General features: G+C 29.0%; 13 protein-coding genes. All 13 read left to right on the forward strand.

Features of this window, described 5'->3' with window-relative positions; translation table 4 throughout:
* Positions 1-8 precede the first annotated feature (8 nt).
* The 13 genes from SCLAR_RS00275 (at position 9) to atpH (ending at position 18841) form a co-directional block, all read left to right on the forward strand.
* Positions 9-2423, forward strand: coding sequence for an ABC transporter permease subunit (locus tag SCLAR_RS00275; RefSeq protein WP_100253954.1), 2415 nt, complete (start codon positions 9-11; stop codon positions 2421-2423).
* A 14-nt stretch (positions 2424-2437) separates the two neighbouring features.
* Complete coding sequence (locus tag SCLAR_RS07150) at positions 2438-4951, forward strand: sugar ABC transporter permease (RefSeq protein WP_211277553.1); 2514 nt, start codon at positions 2438-2440, stop codon at positions 4949-4951.
* Positions 4952-4957: 6 nt separating this feature from the next.
* On the forward strand, positions 4958-6034 hold the full coding sequence (locus SCLAR_RS00285; RefSeq protein WP_100253955.1) for an ABC transporter ATP-binding protein: 1077 nt from the start codon (positions 4958-4960) through the stop codon (positions 6032-6034).
* On the forward strand, positions 6034-8322 hold the full coding sequence (locus SCLAR_RS00290) for a glycoside hydrolase family 31 protein (protein WP_100253956.1): 2289 nt from the start codon (positions 6034-6036) through the stop codon (positions 8320-8322). Before SCLAR_RS00285 ends, SCLAR_RS00290 begins: the two co-directional genes overlap by 1 nt.
* Positions 8312-10609: a family 65 glycosyl hydrolase domain-containing protein gene (locus SCLAR_RS00295; RefSeq protein ID WP_100253957.1), complete on the forward strand. Its 2298-nt coding sequence runs from the start codon at positions 8312-8314 to the stop codon at positions 10607-10609. Before SCLAR_RS00290 ends, SCLAR_RS00295 begins: the two co-directional genes overlap by 11 nt.
* Positions 10610-10614: 5 nt before the next feature.
* Positions 10615-12228: an alpha-glucosidase gene (locus tag SCLAR_RS00300; RefSeq protein WP_100253958.1), complete on the forward strand. Its 1614-nt coding sequence runs from the start codon at positions 10615-10617 to the stop codon at positions 12226-12228.
* A gap of 28 nt (positions 12229-12256) precedes the next feature.
* A complete protein-coding gene (locus SCLAR_RS00305) occupies positions 12257-14140 on the forward strand; it encodes an ABC transporter ATP-binding protein (protein WP_100253959.1) in 1884 nt (627 codons plus the stop codon).
* A 6-nt stretch (positions 14141-14146) separates the two neighbouring features.
* Positions 14147-15928 (forward strand): glycoside hydrolase family 13 protein, encoded by a 1782-nt coding sequence (locus SCLAR_RS00310; protein WP_100253960.1) that lies wholly within the window; start codon positions 14147-14149, stop codon positions 15926-15928.
* Between the two features lie 232 nt (positions 15929-16160).
* Positions 16161-16523 (forward strand): MG406 family protein, encoded by a 363-nt coding sequence (locus SCLAR_RS00315; RefSeq protein WP_100253961.1) that lies wholly within the window; start codon positions 16161-16163, stop codon positions 16521-16523.
* 48 nt (positions 16524-16571) lie between these two features.
* Complete coding sequence (locus tag SCLAR_RS00320) at positions 16572-17402, forward strand: F0F1 ATP synthase subunit A (RefSeq protein WP_100253962.1); 831 nt, start codon at positions 16572-16574, stop codon at positions 17400-17402.
* 39 nt (positions 17403-17441) lie between these two features.
* Complete coding sequence (locus tag SCLAR_RS00325) at positions 17442-17750, forward strand: ATP synthase F0 subunit C (protein ID WP_169921823.1); 309 nt, start codon at positions 17442-17444, stop codon at positions 17748-17750.
* 2 nt (positions 17751-17752) lie between these two features.
* A complete protein-coding gene (gene atpF / locus SCLAR_RS00330) occupies positions 17753-18292 on the forward strand; it encodes a F0F1 ATP synthase subunit B (protein WP_100253963.1) in 540 nt (179 codons plus the stop codon).
* A 3-nt stretch (positions 18293-18295) separates the two neighbouring features.
* Positions 18296-18841 (forward strand): ATP synthase F1 subunit delta, encoded by a 546-nt coding sequence (gene atpH / locus SCLAR_RS00335; RefSeq protein ID WP_100253964.1) that lies wholly within the window; start codon positions 18296-18298, stop codon positions 18839-18841.
* Positions 18842-18846: the final 5 nt, after the last annotated feature.

Consider the following 18846-nt stretch of genomic DNA (forward strand, 5'->3'; position numbering starts at 1 on the left):
GGGAACACATGTTAGTTGAAAAAGTAAAACAACTTTCTTCTAAAGAAGAAGTTTGAAAATACTTCACAAGCTACTCATTTTATGAATGGTTAGATTTTTTTAAAACACTTGATGAAACACAAAAGAACAAGCCTGAATTACAAAATCAATTAAGTGAAAAAAATATTGCTCAATTTTGTTATCAATATGGTTTACAAAAAGTTTATGAAGACATTAATTATTTAACTTCAAAAAATTTTGCAAAGTTCAGTAGTTGAGAAAATAAAAAGTTTAATATAAATCAAAATGCACTTGAAGAATATTTTGTTGCCAAAGATGAAACATTCATTAGAGATATGTTTGAAATTAATGGTAGAATTCAGCTGGCCACTATTGGTTTAAAAGCTGAATTAAAAGAATTGAAGTATGAAAAAACTAAGTTAAATAAAAATTATTGTAATTTTTTAAAATTCTTAGTTCAAAAAGAATATGAGCTTAATTTAAAATTTATTAAAGCAACTTACAAAATTGCTAAGCGAAAAATTGAAGAATTAAAAATGCTCTTTACTTTTAATGGTGATGTTTATTTTTCAAAAACTAAAGATAAAAATTTAGTTGAATTTAAACAAACCAAAATTCAAGTTGCAAGTGAAATAAAAAAAGATCTAAAACAAATTGATAGTAAACTACCAGTTAGAGATAAATTAGCAAAACAAATTGAGGTTTATCAAAAGGGTAAAGATTTTGATTACATTTTTGAATGAAAAGAAAAATGTGCACAAGCAAAAATTTCTTATCTTGATGAAGTCAATAAAGCAAAAACTAAATCTGATGCTCAAATCAGTAAAGCCCAAATTCATTGAGATAGCATCAAAAATGATAAAGCCAAATATTTTGCCAGTTCAAAAACAAAAGCAAACCATTTGTTTGAAGAATACAAAAGTAAATTAAGTAGTGCTGTCACTGCAAGTGAAATCAAGGATGTTAAGTTACAATATCATCAAGATAAAAAAGTGATTAAGCACACTAATGAATATATTAAAGCTAAAACAGATTTAAAATATCAATATTATGTTAGAAAAATGGAATTGAAAAAAATTAAAACAACCTATGTTTCAAATTTAGAAAACATAAACAATTCAACTCCAATTGAAACACAAAAATGAAAATCATGAGTTGCCCCAGTTACTTCAGTAATTCCTGGAGTTGGGCAATTAATCAATCATCAATTTAAAAAAGGATTAATTATGATGCTTTTGATTCCAATTGTTTTATTATTCATCATGTATGGATTTGGAATTGGAAACATTGAGGGAACAGGTATTCTAGGTTTAATTGACTTTGGTGCTAGTGATCCAAATGGTGATGGTAGATTTTATTTGATTGAAGGAATCATTGCCATAATTTTAATTGCAGTTTCTGTAATCATTATGATTGGATCTGTAATTGATGCTAAACTTGTTGCTAAGCAACAATATATTGGTGCAAGAGCAAGAAATTGATCTCAAACTAATGAATTTTTAAAATCACAAGGAACACCTTATTTGTTATCATTCCCAGCAATCATCGGAATTCTATTTATTGTATTAGTGCCAATTATTGCCACAATCATTATTGCTTTTACCAATTATGGAAAGGGAAATGACCCAGCAAGACCAGGTCAAGTAATTGAATGAGTAGGTTTTGATAACTTTGCAGCCATTTTTGGAGGTAGATACTCATCATCATTTGGTTATGTAATGTTATGAACTGTAATGTGAGTTATGTTTGCTTCAGTTGGAGCAATTGTTGCTGGAACATTAGCTGCTTTAATGGTTAACAATGACAGATTAAAAGGAAAAGGATTTTTCAGATTATTTTTAATCTTACCATGAGCAGTTCCAGCCTTCATTATGATTATGATGTTTAGTTTATTACTTGCCAATGAATCATTTAATGAATTTACTCAAAAGTTTTTTGGAGTCAGGGGCTGGACCAACCAGCAAACCCAAGCTAGGGTAGCATTGATTTTTATTCAAACCTGACTTGGACAATCTTATATGTTCTTATTAATCACAGGAATTTTACAAGGAGTTTCTAAAGATATTTATGATGCTTCATCAATTGATGGAGCTAGTCGTTTTAAACAAACTGTCAAATTAACTTTACCAATTGTCTTTGGACAAATTGCACCCTTGATTTTAGGACAATTCACATTTAACTTTGGAAACTTTGGAATTATTAGTTTGTATGGTGCTAATGGTACAGCCCTTGGACCTGATGGTTTACCTTATCCAGGTGAACCAGGAATTACAGATATTTTAATTTCATTCGTTTATAAATTATCAACAAGTCAAACTGCATATACATATGGAATTGCAGCATCATTTGTGATTGTTTCATCATTTGTTGTTGTTAGTATTTCTGCAGTTGGATTCAAAAATATGAAAGCATTTAAAAATTAGAAAGGGTTTTAATTATGGAACAAGCAAAATTAAATACCAAACAAAATATTGTTGAGTTAAGTTTTAGTGATTTATTAAAACCCAACAAAAAATATGATCTTAAAAATTTTAAAGCAAATGGAAGTTGAGCTACAGTTCATCAATATTTTGTAAATGATGAAACAATTGTGGCAACTTCAAAACAAAAAATTTATAAAAAGTTTTTAGAAAATAACCATGACTTTGGTGCAGTGCTAGATATTTTTGCAATGTACTCAAGTGATCAAAATTTAAGCAAAGAGTTTTGCTTAAACTTAATTGCTAATGCATTTTCAAAATTTGATGACAAATTAAAATTAGATATCAGCATTACTAATGAATTACTTTATAACATTGCTGCAAAAAATTCAAGTCCTGAAAATTTAACAAAGATTACAGAGTATCAAAAATCAAAATCAGAATTTGATTTGAAATATTTTGAATTTAAAAATTTAGCTAACTATGAATTTATTTACCAGTGAAATAGAATTAATGCTGTAATCAATGTTTACTTTGATTTAATTGGTCAAAAAAAATTAGGAAGTGCAATTGCAAAATTATTTTTAATAGCTTATGAATCAAAAAAAGAATTACATGACTTTATTTCTTCAAGCTTAATTGCTAGTGAAAATTTATCTGAAGACTTTACTTTTAATCAAGCAAATGAATTACTAAAAAATATTTATCAAGAATTAGAATTTCAAAATTGTGAAGAAACAAAAGTTAAAGACATTTTTAAGAATCTATTATCAATAATTCCAAATTACCAAATTGAAGTTAAGAAAACAAATTTCTTTAAAAATATTTTATCAAGTAAAAAAAGTGGTGAAAAATTTAAACTCTATGCTTCTGATGAGATTTTGTCTGAGATCGGAAAAGATTTAAAAATAATCTCAAACAAATTAAAAACTGCTGACAAAAGTTTCAATCATGCTAGTGAGTTAAATGTTTCCAACCTTAAATTTAATGTTTCTTCAAATGAACTATCTTGTGCAAAAGCAATTTTAATCAATACAGATAAAATTGATTACCTAACTGCATTAAGTGAAACTTATTTTAAATCTAAAAAAATAAGTTTTAATAAATATAAAAATTATTTAACAATTATTAAGCTGGCAACATTAGCTTATGGATATTCTCAAAAGAATCTGAAAACTAATTTAAAACATGATGCTGCCAGAAAATTATTTGAGTATTTAATGTTGAAACAAGCATCTTTAAAAGATGAAAAACTAGTTGAGAAATTAAATGCAGTTTTACAAAACAAAAATTTTAAAGATGATTTTATTGTAAAAAATTTACCTCAAGAATATGAACACCTTGACAAAATTAACAGTTTAATAAATGTTGTTAAGTTTATTTTTACAGAAATGAAACTAAACACAAAAATCATTGTTGAAACTATGCGTTACTATACTTTGAAAAATGAATTGTGAGCATTTGAATCAAACAAAAAATGTAAATCAATTTTTAGTTATGAAACCATAACAATTTCAGAAGCATCAAAATGACAAAATAATTTGATATCTGAAATTGAAAGTGAGTTTAAAAATGAAAAATCTAGTATTTATGTAAGATATATTAGATTCATGACTGAAACATACGGTAAGCTTTATCTTTCAGATAAGCCACCCATGACTACATCTCAAAAAATTGGACTAGGAGTAATTTATTTAATTTTAGCTCTTTGAGTTTTAATAATTGCGATGCCAATTTTACAAGTCTTGATTCAAGCATTTAACTGATATTCTTCAAATGCTTCAACAGGAACACCCGATCAAGTTGGGAGTTTAGGAGTTTTTGACTTTGCCAACTTTAAATTTAGTGGAGCCAACTTTGGATACTTATTTGATGAAACCAGATTTCAAAATTGATTAATTAACTCAATTGTTATTGCAGTTATCAGTATGGTTTTAATGGTTTCAATTGTAGCCCTAATTGGGTATGCTTTTAGTCGATTTAGATTTAAGGGTAAAAAAATTGGATTAATGACAGTTATGTTAATTCAAATGATTCCAACCATTTCAAGTTTTGTGGCCTTTTATATCATGCTACAAATCTTAAATGAACTAATTGGAGTCACAGGTCAAGTTATGTTGATCTTAATCTATACGGGTGGAGGAATTCCTGGGAATGTTTTTGTCCTAAAAGGATACATGGATAACATTTCAATGGACATTGATGAAGCTGCAAAAATTGATGGTTGTGGCAACTGAACTATTTTCACAAGAATTATAGTTCCATTAGCAAAACCAATGTTGTCAGTTATTGCACTATGATCATTTATTGGACCATTTGGAGATGTCTTACTACCACAAGTTTTACTAGCAGACATTGGTCAATACACAATGGCTACTGGTTTGAGAACATTACTAAGTAGTGGAACTGTCCAAGCACAAGGTGCTTTTGCTGCTGGTTCATTAATTGTGGCAGTACCAATTTCAGCACTGTTCTTGGGATTACAAAAAAATATTACAGGTGGTTTATCAGCTGCTGGAGTGAAAGGATAAATAAATATGAAAGTAGAATTAAGAAATGTTTCTAAAAAATATGAAGGAAACTCATTTTACACATTAGAAAATATTAATTTGTTCATTGATAACAATGACTTTTGTGTAATTCTTGGACCATCAGGGTGTGGGAAAACCACTTTATTAAAAATTATTGCCGGTTTAAATTCAATTACAAAAGGTGACTTAATTTTTGATGATGTTAAAGTTAATAATTTACTACCAAAAGATAGAGATATCTCAATGGTGTTTCAAAGTTATGCTTTGTACCCACATTACAATGTTTATAAAAATATGGCCTTTGGTCTAGAAATGAAAAAAGAAAAAAAAGAATTAATAAATTATCGAGTACGTGCTGCCGCAAAGATTTTAAATATTGAAAAGTATTTATTTAAAAAACCAAAAGAACTTTCAGGAGGGCAACAACAACGTGTTGCCTTGGGAAGAGCAATTGTCAGAAAACCAAAATTATTTTTAATGGATGAACCATTAAGTAACTTGGATGCAAAATTAAGAGAAAGCATGCGTACAGAGTTGGTTTCAATTCACAGAATGTTAGGAACTACAACAGTTTATGTGACCCATGACCAACTTGAGGCTATGACTATGGCTACTAAAATTGTTTTAATGAATAATCAAATCATTCAACAAGTTGGTAAACCTGAAGAATTTTATGATAAGCCCCAAAATTTATTTGTTGCCAAATTTATTGGAACACCAACAATGAATGTTTTATTAGGAAAACTTGTTGATAAAGAATTTGTTTCAAATGATAATGGTTATAAAATAAAATTAACAGATCAAGAAATTAAATTAATCAATGAAGAACAAAATAACTCAATCTATTTAGGAGTTAGATCTGAAGAATTAGAAATTGTTAAAGAAAAAGGCCATATGTCATTAAGAGTTATCAATGTTGAGTTATTGGGTATGAGCAAGCAAATTGTTTGTGAAATTAAACCTGATGTCAATGTAATTATCACAGCACCAAAAGATACTGCTGTGGAAATTGGTCAAAAAATCGAATTAAGAGTTAAAAATTATCATCTTTTTAGTGAATTAACTGAGAAGAGAATTGGTTAATGGCAAAAATAAATAATTCAAGTCTATCGGTTAAACCAACCGACTTGAAACCAGATGAAATTTTTAAAGTTGAATTTATTGAAATGAAACTGCTAAATTCAAAAACCTGTCAACTAATTTTTTCAAATAATGTTGAAGTACTGGTTAGAAATTTTGAAACTGAAATAATTCAATTACAAGTTGTCTATAATCAAGAAATTATTATTGATAAACAACAACATCAACTAGAAGCAAAGTTATTGCAGCTTGAAAAGAATAAAATTTCAAATACTAACTTTAGTTTGACAATTACTGATAAAAATTATATTTGTATTGAAAATCAAAACCATCAAGTAATTATTAAAGCAATCTTTTTTAAAGATAATTTTTTGAACATGTCAATTCAAACAAATAAAAATGAAAAGTTTTATGGGTTTGGTGAAAAAACTGGTCTTAATTTAGATAAAAAATTCACAAATACATCAAACTATGCAACTGATTTATACAAAGCACATTGTGATCAAGATTTAGAAATGTATGGGGCACTTAATTTCAATATCATTAACAAAGGTCCCCAAAAAAATCTTGGAGTTTTGGTGGATAATCCCTCAAGAACAAAATATGATATGAGAAGTAATGATGAATTTATTGTCAGTGTTTTTAAAAATGACTTAGATATATATTTCATTTTAGATACTTCAATTAAAAATGTGATTTATAAATATTATCAGCTAACTGGCTTTCCATTTTTACCATCAAAGTGATCACTGGGACACCATTTATCAAAACATAGTTATGAAAACACAAATGTAGTTAAAGAACTAATTGAAAAATCAATTGAAAGTAAAATTAAACTTGATGCAATTTACTTGGATATTTTATACATGCAAGAATATAAGTCATTTACAGTTGATAAAGCTCGCTATGAAAATTTAGCAGAGCTAGTAAAATATTGTCAAAGTCATGAAGTTGAAATTGTCCCAATTGTAAATCCTGGGGTCAAAGCCGATGAAAAATTTTCATTATTTAACCTTGGTAAAAAAATGAATGCCTTTATAAAACAACCTGATGGCAAAACAATTTACCAAGGAGAAGTTTGACCTGGACAATGTGCTTTCCCAGATTTCTTTAATAAAAATGGTTGAGAATTTTGAAAAAAATGTTTTGAATTTTATTTAAGTAAAAATATTCATGGAGTTTGATTAGACATGAATGAACCTGCAGTTTTCAACGACTTACATGTTGTTGAAAATGAAGCAACTCATATCATAAACAACAAACAAGTATCCCATGAAGAAATTCATAATAACTATGGAACTTATGAAGCAAAAGCTACTTATGAAATTATGAGTGAAACAAATTTAAGACCTCATTTAGTTTCAAGAGCTTTTTCAGCGGGAATTCAAAAATATTCAACAGTTTGAACTGGTGACAACTTTTCTTATTGATTCCAACTACAGCAATCTTTACCAATGGTCATGAACCTAAGTTTATCTGGAGTTCCATTTACTGGACAAGATCTTGGTGGGTTTGAATATGATTGCAGTGCTGAATTGTTAACTCGTTGGTATCAAGCAAATATTTTATTTGGTTTGTTTAGAAATCATTGTTCAATAAACAAAAGAGCACAAGAACCATGAACTTTTGATGAAGAAACTACTAAGGCAATTGCCAAAGCAGTAGAGTTTAGAAATCAATATTTACCAACACTTTATAATCAAGCCTATCTTGTACACAAGTTTGGTGCAAGTTTTGTCACACCATTGTTTTATAATTTTGAAACTGATTTAAAATCATATAACATTGATGACCAATATATGGTTGCTAACTTAATGGTTGCACCAATTTTAAAGAAAAATACTTATGACCGTTTGGTTTATTTACCAGATAATGAAACTGGTTGAGTGGATCTAAATGAGTTAAAATATTTTGCACCAAACCAAAATATTATTAAACATATTGCTTATGATGAGCTTGGAATTTTTGTTTTAAACAACTCAATGCTATTTAAAATGGATGCAAGCCAAAAGAAATCCGGACTCTTCAAACAAATTGAAGTTGAAATTTACAATTTCAACAACCATGCAACTCCAATTGTTGGTAGTTACTATGATGATGACGGTCTCACAATTAAAGTTGAAAAAAACTTTGAGCATTTTAAATTCTGTTACAGTAATCAAGAAGTAATTGTTGAAAGTTTAAACAAAAATTTATCATATAAAGAAATAAAAGAAAAATTTAAATTCATTTTAATAAATGAACAAGGAAAAAAACAAATAGAAATTAAGGAGGAAGGTTATGGCAATTAAAACTGATGTAAATATCAAACGTTTATTTGATATTGATGAATGAACACTAACTGAAAACAAACTTCCAGATAATTCTTATGACATTAGACTAAGCGAATCAATTACTTCATTAGGAAATGAATACATGGGGATGCGTGGAAACTTTGAAGAAAAATTTGGTGGTGACTCACATCAAGGATCATACATTGGTGGAATCTGATATCCAGACAAAACTGTTGTTGGTTGATGAAAAAATGGTTATCCAAATTATTTTGGAAAGGCAATTAATGCTATCAACCACATTGGTTTAAATATTTTCATCAATGAAGTTGAACTAGATTTAAATGAACAAACTCCAAAAACATATCAAAGAACTTTGGACATGTACAATGGAACTTTAATGCGAAAATTTACAACAACAGTTGGTGGAGTTTCAATTGATGTTGAAGCAAAGAGGTTTGTCTCATTGGCTGTAAAAGAATTGTGTGCTATTGAGTACACAATTACTCCATCACAAAATACAACCATTGAAGTTGATAGTTTTTTATATGGAGATGTTATTAATCGGGATGCAAATTACAAGGAAAGATTTTGAACCCATGTTAGTTCAAAGGCAACAAACAATCAACAACAAATTCATTCAAAATTAAAAGCAAATAATTTTGGAATTGAAAACTTTGAAATTTGTGCTAGTTCATTTTTAAAAACTAATTTAAAACCACAAACATCAAGTACTGAAGAACAAGATTTATTTGCAAGTACTGTTCAAAGTTTTAAAGTTAAAGCAAATGAAAAATTAGTGATTAACAAATATATTGTTGTTTCAAATTCATTAAATGCTGCTCCCAAAGATTTACAAAAAGTTTCACAAAAACTTTTAGATCAAGTTAAAGAAAAAGAATTTAGTGTTTTAGAAACTGAACATTCAAAAATGTGACATGAACGTTGAAAAAAATCAGATGTAAAAATTTTTGGAAGTCCAATTGATCAACAAGCAATTAGGTTTAACTTATTTCAATTATTTTGTACTTATTATGGAAATGATGAAAGATTAAATATTGGACCCAAAGGATTTACTGGTGAAAAATATGGAGGAGCCACTTACTGAGATACAGAAGCGTATTGTGTGCCCTTATATTTAAAATCTTCACCTCCAGAAATTACCAAAGCACTTTTAAAATATCGATTTAATCATTTAAAAAATGCTCAATTAAATGCTCAAAAACTAGGACTTGCTGGTGCACTTTACCCAATGGTAACATTTAATGGTGAAGAGTGTCACAATGAGTGAGAAATAACTTTTGAAGAAATTCACAGAAACGCTGCTATGGTTTATGCAATTTGAAATTATGTAAACTATACTGGCGATGAAGACTATATTAAAGAGTATGGAATTAAGGTAATGGTAGAAGTGGCAAAATTTTGAGCTAGTCGTGTCCACTGAAATCCAACTAAAAAAGTTTATATGCTGCATGGAGTTACTGGACCAAATGAATATGAAAACAATGTTAACAATAATTGATTAACAAATTTAATGGCACAATGATGTTTGACTTTTACTTTAACAAGTTTAACAAAGTATCAGTTAGATTTTACCAAGTATAATTTGAGTAAAAGTGATTTAGATAAATTTAAAGATATTTGTGAAAAAATGTATTTACCTGTTGATGAAAAACTAGGGATTTTTGTTCAACATGATGGCTTCTTAGATAAAGAATTAATTTCAAAAGATCAACTTTCAAAAACAGAAAGACCATTAAATAAAAATTGATCTTGAGATAAAATTTTAAGAAGTGTTTACATTAAGCAAGCAGATGTTCTACAAGGGATCTATTATCTTTGAGATAGATTTACTAATACTGAAATTAAAAATAACTTTGACTTTTATGAACAATTTACAGTTCATGAATCAAGTTTGAGTCCTTGCATTCATTCAATAATCGCAGCCAGAATTGACAAACTAGATAAAGCATATGAATTTTATGCTCGCACAGCTCGCCTAGATTTAGATAACTATAATAATGATACAGATGATGGATTACATATTACAAGTATGACAGGTAGTTATTTAGCAATTGTTGAGGGTTTTGCAGGAATGATGGTTAGAGAAAATAAACTACACTTTACTCCCAAATTACCAAAACAATGAGAAGGTTATGAGTTTAGAATTAATTTTAGAAATCGCATTTTAAATGTTACAATTTCAAATAAAATGGCTACAATTAAGTTAGTTGAAGGGGGAGAATTAACTTTAAGCATTAATGACCAAGATTACTTAGTAAAAGATGTCTTAACAGTTAATTTATAAAAAAAATGGATAAATGATGAAAAAAGACTGTGGTTTATGAATTGTATCCACAATCATTTAAAGATTCAAACAATGATGGTGTTGGTGATCTAAAAGGAATCATTGAAAAACTTGATTACTTACAAGACCTTGGAGTTGGAGCAATTTGGATGACACCAATTTACACTTCACCACTAGTTGACAATGGTTATGATATTGCTGATTATCAAAACATTAATGAAATTTATGGATCACTTGCTGATTTAAAAAATTTAATTAAAGCAGCTGAAGCAAAACAAATTAAAATCATTATGGATTTAGTTTTGAATCATACCAGTGATCAACACAACTGGTTTTTGCAAGCAAAAACCAGCAAGGCTAATCCTTATCGAGATTATTATATTTGAAGAGATCAACCTGATGAAAAAAAATCAATCTTTGGTGGGAGTGCTTGAACATATGATTCAACAACCAAACAATATTATTTTCACCAATTTGCAAAAGAGCAACCAGATTTAAATTGGGAAAACCCAAAGTTGCGTTCAGAAATAAGTGCAATGATAAAATGATGGGTTGATTTTGGTGTCAAAGGGTTTAGACTAGATGTTATTGACTTAATTGGTAAAGAAGTCGATAAAAAAATCTACTCAAATGGTCCAAACTTACATCAATTTATTAAGGATTTACGAGCAGAAAGTTGAAATTCTGCAGAGTTTTTAACTGTAGGAGAGTGCTGAGGAGCCTCAATTGATGATGGTATCAAGTACTCTAATGAAAAAAATGATGAATTTTCAATGATTTTTCAGTTTGAACAAATCACTGAATTACAATCTGAATTAGGAAAATACTTATACAAAGAAATTGATTTTATTGCTTTGAAAAAAGTTTATAAAAAATGACAACAAGGTTTACATGGCCTTGGGTGAAACTCATTATATTTAGGAAATCATGACTTACCAAGAATGATTTCAAAATATGGAAATGATCAAGAATTTCGAGTAGCTTCAAGCAAAACTTTATTCACAACCTTGTTTTTAATGGAAGGGACACCCTTCATTTATCAAGGTGATGAAATTGGAATGACAAATACTAATTGAGAAAATATAACAGATTATCAAGATGTTGAAATTAAAAACACCTACCAAGATTTGGTACTTGATGAAAAGAAATTGACTCATGAAGAATTTATGCAAGGGTTAAAAGCAAATGGTCGAGACCATGCTCGAACACCAATGCAGTGAGATGGTAGTGAAAATGCTGGTTTTTCAAATGCCAAACCCTGGATTAAAGTTAATGAAAATTACCAAACAATTAATGTTGAAAATGATTTAAAAAACCCCTCAGGAATTTATAATTATTTAAAAACTTTAATAAACTTTAGAAACAAAAGCGAGTATGCAGATCTAATTGCCAATAGTCTGTATGTGCCAACTTTAATTGATGACTCTTATTTGTTTGCCTATGCACGCACAAATGGTCAAAAAACTATTAAAATTTTAGCAAATTGAAGTGAAAAAGAGTTAGACTTGAGTGTTTTAAATTTACAAGGCTTAGAAGTATTATTAAATACTCATGATAGTTTTGCTGATTTAAAATTAAAAGCATGACAAACAGTGGTTCTGTTAGAAACTAGAATCTAAAAAATAAAAAGGAATCGGGAGTTATTGAATGGATAATATACATGATGCAAATCTTTATGAACTTGAAAAAAAGTTAAAAAATTCAAATGAATTTAAAAAAGGCAAAGAAATTGAAGAATCCTTAAAAAATAGAATGAAACCAGAACTTGGATTCTTTAAGTTAATTAATTTATTTTCAAAAAAATACCCATTTTTATTCAGCATATTAATTACTTTGATTGTGATTAATTCAATTTTTACTGCAAGAATATCATATCTAACCAATATCATTATTCAACAAGCAATTTATGATGTTGATGGTCAAGCCGGAACAAATTATGGTTTAGAATGATTTTGGTGAATGGTAATAACTTGTGGGGTTTTGTTGGTAATGTGTTTTGGAACATACTTTAGAGATTATATCGGAAATATGATTTCTGTTAAAATTGAAGTTGATTTAAGAAATATTTTAATTAGCAAGCTTTTAGAACAAGATATTTCTTATTACTCAGACAAAAAAATTGGGGAAATTATGACAAAACTAATTTCTGACACCAATGTGATTGGTAATGAAATTAATGGACTACTAGCCAATGTTATTTCCGCTCCAATGGTTTTGGTTTTTGGAACAGTAACTTTGATGTTAATAAATTCAATTATTGCTGGAATTTCAGTTGGATTAGTTTATCTAATGGCTATTTTCTTGGTTTTAATTGTAAAAAACTATCGAAAAAGATTTGGAGTTATTAGAACAATCATCACTGACATCAATGGAGATGTAACTGATAAAATTGGATCAATTAAATTGGTCAAGTCATCAGGAACCCGATTATATGAAGAAGAAAGAATTAAAAAAATTCACCTACCTTATATTAAAAACTTTAAACCAGTAGCAAAAACTGGGGGATGACTAATTACAGTTTTGATAATATCAGATGTTGTTATTGCCCTTGCCACAATTGCTAGTACAATTTTCATTTTTGGTGATAAAGATCCAATTTATTTTACAGCCTTAATCACACCATTTGTGGCTGGACTAACAGCTCTAACCAGACCTTTGTGACAAATTTCAGGAATTATTCCTGGGATTTCAAGAGCCAGTACTTCAACACAAAGAATTTATGAAGTAGTTCGCTCTGAATCACTTTTAAGTGAAAACATTAAGGATGGGATTAAGTTTAATCAAGAAATAAACAATATTAGTTTTCAAGGAGTGTCCTTTGCTTATCCAGAAAAAATTGAAAAATTAATTTTACCTCCAACTTCATTAGTTTTTGAAAAAGGTAAAAGTTATGCTTTTGTTGGTGAAACTGGCAGTGGAAAATCAACAATTTCTAAATTGTTATTAAGATTTTATGACCCAACAATCGGCACTATAAAAATTAATGACTTAGATTTGAAGACATTAAATTTACATTCTTATTTAAGACATGTGGGTTACGTTGAACAAGAACCCCAAATTTTATATGGAGATGTTTATGAAAATGTCCGTTATGGTATTTTTGAGGCCACAAATGACGATGTTGTGGCAGCTTGTAAAAAAGCTGGATTGCATGACTTGATTGAATCTTGACCACAAAAATACACAACCATTCTTGGTGAAAAAGGAACCTTGATTTCTGGAGGACAAAAACAGAGAATTGTGATTGCTCGAATAATTTTAAAAAACCCAGATCTACTAATTCTTGATGAAGCTACTAGTGCTTTGGACAATATTGTTGAAAAAGTAATTCAAAAAGAACTTGAAAAAATTATGGTTAACAAGACAACTATTGTGATTGCTCATCGTTTAAGCACAATTAAAAATGTTGATAAAATTTTTGTTTTAGGACCTAATGCTCAAGGAATTGTACAAACTGGAACCTTTTTAGAATTAACAAAAGTAGAAGGTCACTTTCAAAAACTTTATAAGGCTGGAGAAATAGAAAAATAGGAAGAGATAATTATGATAGAAAGAACAGCAATTTTGCATGTGCCAAAAAGTAATTTTGCATATGCTCAAGACCAAGATAATTTACACATAATTTTAAAAGCAAAACATAATGATTTAAAAAAAGTTACTTTGTTTTATTCTGATCCATTTGATTTTAATGATGGATTAAACTTCAAAACGGTTATTATGGAAAAATCTGGAGAAACTTCATTATTTGATTATTATAAAATCACCATTGCTCCAAAAGACAAAAGAGCCACTTACTTTTTTGAAATTGAGGGTACAAGTGGAGATAAAGTTTTTTATACTGAAAAAGGATTTTTTGAAATTGACAAAAAGACCACTTTACTTAAAGGGGGTTATGGGTTTACTTTTCCTTGAATGAACCCAATTGATATTCAAAATACTCCAAGTTGAATTAAAGACACAGTTTGGTACCAAATCTTTCCAGAAAGATTTGCCAATGGTGATCCTAGTTTAAATCGCAAAGATGTTTTACCTTGAGGACAAGTAGATCCAACTCCAAATAATTTCTTTGGTGGGGACTTGCAGGGAATTATAGATCACTTAGACCACCTTCAAGATTTAGGTGTAAATGGATTATATTTATGCCCAATTTTTAAAGCCTACACAAATCACAAGTATGATACAATTGATTATTTTGAAATTGATCCAGACTTTGGTGATAAAGCAAAATTTAAAGAATTAGTGGATAAATGTCATAAACTAGGTATTAAAGTGATGCTGGATGCAGTTTTTAACCACATTGGTTATCGTAGTCCAATTTGACAAGATGTAGTAAAAAATCAACAAAACTCAAAATACAAAGATTGATTTTTCATTAAAAAATTTCCTGTTGAAACTATGGATGCTGGTGGAGTTGAAAATAGCGTTAAAGAATTAAGTTATTACACTTTTGCTTATACAGGTTACATGCCAAAGTTTAACACAGCCAACCCAGCAGCAAAAGAATACTTATTGTCAGTAGCTAGCTATTGAGTTGAAGAATTTAATATTGATGCTTGAAGATTAGATGTTGCTAATGAAGTAGATCATGAATTTTGAAGAGCATTTCGCAAAACAGTCAATCAAAAACAACCAACATACATTCTTGGAGAAATTTGAACTGAAGCAAATGCTTGATTAAAAGGTGATCAATTTGATGGAGTTATGAACTATTTCTTAACAAGTGCCATTAATGATTTCATAGCAAAACAAACAATTTCGGCAGCAGAGTTTCAAAATAGAGTTGTTGATGCAATGCACACCTACCCAGATAATGTTCAAGTAGGAATGTTTAACTGCTTAGACAGTCATGATACTGCTAGACTTTTGACAACTTGTGGAGAGAACATTGATAAATTTTTACTAGCTTATTCATTTTTATTCACTTGCACAGGAGCTCCAAGTATTTATTATGGGGATGAAATTGGAATGAATGGTGAAAATGATCCTTGGTGCCGTAAGTGTATGGAGTGAGTTCAAGGCAAATGAAATCAAAAAATCTTTAAGTACTTTAAAAACTTAATTCAAGTTCGTCAACAACATCCAGTTTTAGGAAGCTATGGAACTTTTGCTTTTGTTTCAATTGATGTCAAAACCAATGTTGTAGTTTACAAAAAATATGATGAAAACAATGAATATATAATTTATATGAATAACTCAGAAAAAGTTAACTCTGTAAAAGGTTCATTTAAAAATCAAATTGATTTAATTTCTAACGTGAAAGAAGATGGAACTGAAATTAGTTTAGAACCATTTGGAATAAAAATATTTAAAACTAAGTAATTGAAAAAACAGATTATAATTAAAATCTGTTTTTTGGCATTTTTGTAAATCAGATTAAGACCGCAAAATAAAACCACATATTTTTTTATTGTAATGAGTTGAAATAATAAATTTTACATAACTCAAAAGTGCCATTTCTACACAGTATTATTCAATAAAATCAAGTTATAAAATTGACATAGATATATAAAGGGAGTAGTATTATTATGATGGAATCTTTAGAGGTTTGATAATGATGAAGAAAATTATTCGCCCCAATAAAACAATGTTATGAGTCATAACTTTGTTTTATTTATTGGTAGCAGCTTGCTTTACAGCACTTATCATAACAGATATCATCACAGTTTCTTGAATTTATGGTCTACTATTAGCTGTAATTCTTGGCATAGTTTCATTTATATTTTTAAGGTTTTCCATAAGCAGGCTTGTTTCAGAGGAAAACCCATTTGAATTTATATTTTTTTCTATACTAAGAACAGGAATATATGCGGTTCCATTCCTTATAAGTGTCTATTTGTCAGAGGCAATTAACATTTTTGGTGTCTTAATCGGTACTTTAAGTGTGGCATTGTTTAACCAAATGCTCATAAAGTAAAGATACAAGTAAATTTTTATAAGGTTAAATATGAAGGGGGGAGTCATTATGCCTTCGTTATTATTAGTAAACTTTTTAGAGTACTGGAATAAATTCACTCCACAATTTGCATCAATACTATTAACTACAATAGTTATCTGTAGTTTTAGTATTATTTTTAACTTAAAAATTAGAAATATCAAAGATGGCGAAGAGTTAAGTGGTTTTATGGTTTTAGCAGCAACGATGGTTCAATCATTTGAAAACATGGTTGTTGGGGTAATGGGTAAAAAATTTAAGCACCTTACTCCCTATGTTATGTACTTATTTTTATACATTTTAGTATCATCAATCATAGCTCTGCTAGGTTTTGAACCCCTAACAAGTTCATTAACTGTAACTCTTGCAATGGCAATAGTTACTTTTGTGGCTATCTATTATTATGGTTTAAGGTACCAAAAATTCTTATTTTTTCAAAGGTATATGTATAATCCAATTGATATTTTTACACAATTTGTGCCAATTTTATCTCTATCATTTAGGTTATTTGGGAACATTGTGGCAGGATCAATTATTTTAGGATTATTTTATGCCGTTTTAATCAATCTTCAAGGAAAAATCTTTGGAGTTTCAAATGCCTATCAAGACCAACTCTGGTGAGCGGGATTTAACTTCTTTTCAACAGCGCTACTACCTTGATTGCACCTATACTTTGACCTATTTGATGGGTTTATTCAAGGTTTGGTCTTCTCAATGTTGACCTTATCATATTGAGCAAATGCAAAAAATGGAGAACATGAACGTTCATCTGAACCAGTTGAAAGGTATAATACCAAAAAACTGCGTGTCAGAAAAATAAAAATTCATAAACATAAAAATGAAGAAAAAACTGAAATTTAATTATAAAATATATTAAGAAAGACAATGGAGGAAATTAAAATGTTTACAGAAATGTTAACCAACTTTTATATTACATGAGGGGGATTATTGGGATCTACCTTGCCATTTTTAATGGCAGAAGACATTAACCGTGGACTAATTGGAATTGGTGCCGGACTTACCGGAGTTGGTATGGTTGGTGCCTCAATTGGTCAAGGACTTGCAGGCTATGGTGCCTGTGTTGCTATTGGGAGAAACCCAGAAGTAGCTGGTAAAATTACAACAACACTTATTATTACTGCTGGATTTTGTGAGTCTGGTGCTATTTATGCTCTTGTAACTGCTATACTAATTTTATTTGTGTTATAAAAATGCTAAATTTAACAATACTATTTGCAGAGAGCTCAACACCAGGAATAATTGATATTAAACAAGCAATGCTCCCGAATCTACCAAATTTCATTGCCCATATTTTATCAACAATTGTTATTGTCATGTTTCTATCAAGACTTGTTTACAAGCCATTTAAAAAACTAGTTTCAGACCGTCGTAAAAAAATTAACGAACTATTAGATGATGCTGCTAGTAAACAAGCATTAGCAAACCGTGATAAAAAAGATGCATCAAAAATTTTAACCAAAGCAAGACAAGAGTCAAAAGACATTTTATTGCTTGCAAAATCTGAAGCTGATGATTTAAAGTTTGACATTATAAATGATGCTAAATCAGAAGCTCAAAATATTCAAAACCATGCAAAGCAAGCTATTGAATATGAAAAAAAAGAAGCCCAAGAAAATATCAGAAAAGAAATTATTGACCTTGCCTTTGTTGCCGCTGAGAAAATTATGGAAACAAATGTTGACCAAGAGGTTAATGAAAGACTAATTGAAGAATTTTTAAATAACTTATAGTTTATGATTAAAGAATCATTAATTCGTAACTGGTCTACTGCAATTGCCACAATTGCAGTAGAACAAAATAAAATTGATGAATACTTGCAAACAGCAAGAGATCTTAAATTAGTTTTTAAAGATAATTTCATTCTGATAGATTTTTTAGCAAACCATGACATAGATTTTAAAGCAAAAGAAAAAATTTTAGTCAATACTTTTAAAGGTAAAATTGACCAAAACCTTTTGCACACACTGTTATTAATTGTTGAGCGCAACTTAGTGCCAGCAACTAAACAAATTTTTAAACAAGTGGAGTATGATCTCTTGAATGCAAAAAGTGTTGCTAAGGGATACATTTATTCAGTAGCTCCATTATCACAAGACATTATTCAAAAAATTGAAAACAAATTCTCTGAAAAATTAGGAAAACAAATTCTTCTTGAAAATGTAATCAAAAAAGAACTGATTGCAGGTATTAGAGTAGAAGTTGAAGGTCAAAAATATGACTCTTCAGCCCAAGGAAAAGCAATTGATTTGAAAAGAAAAATTTTAACAAATAGAAAATAGGGTGA

The sequence above is a fragment of the Spiroplasma clarkii genome (assembly GCF_002795265.1).
GTDB classification, from domain to species: domain Bacteria; phylum Bacillota_I; class Bacilli_A; order Mycoplasmatales; family Mycoplasmataceae; genus Spiroplasma_A; species Spiroplasma_A clarkii.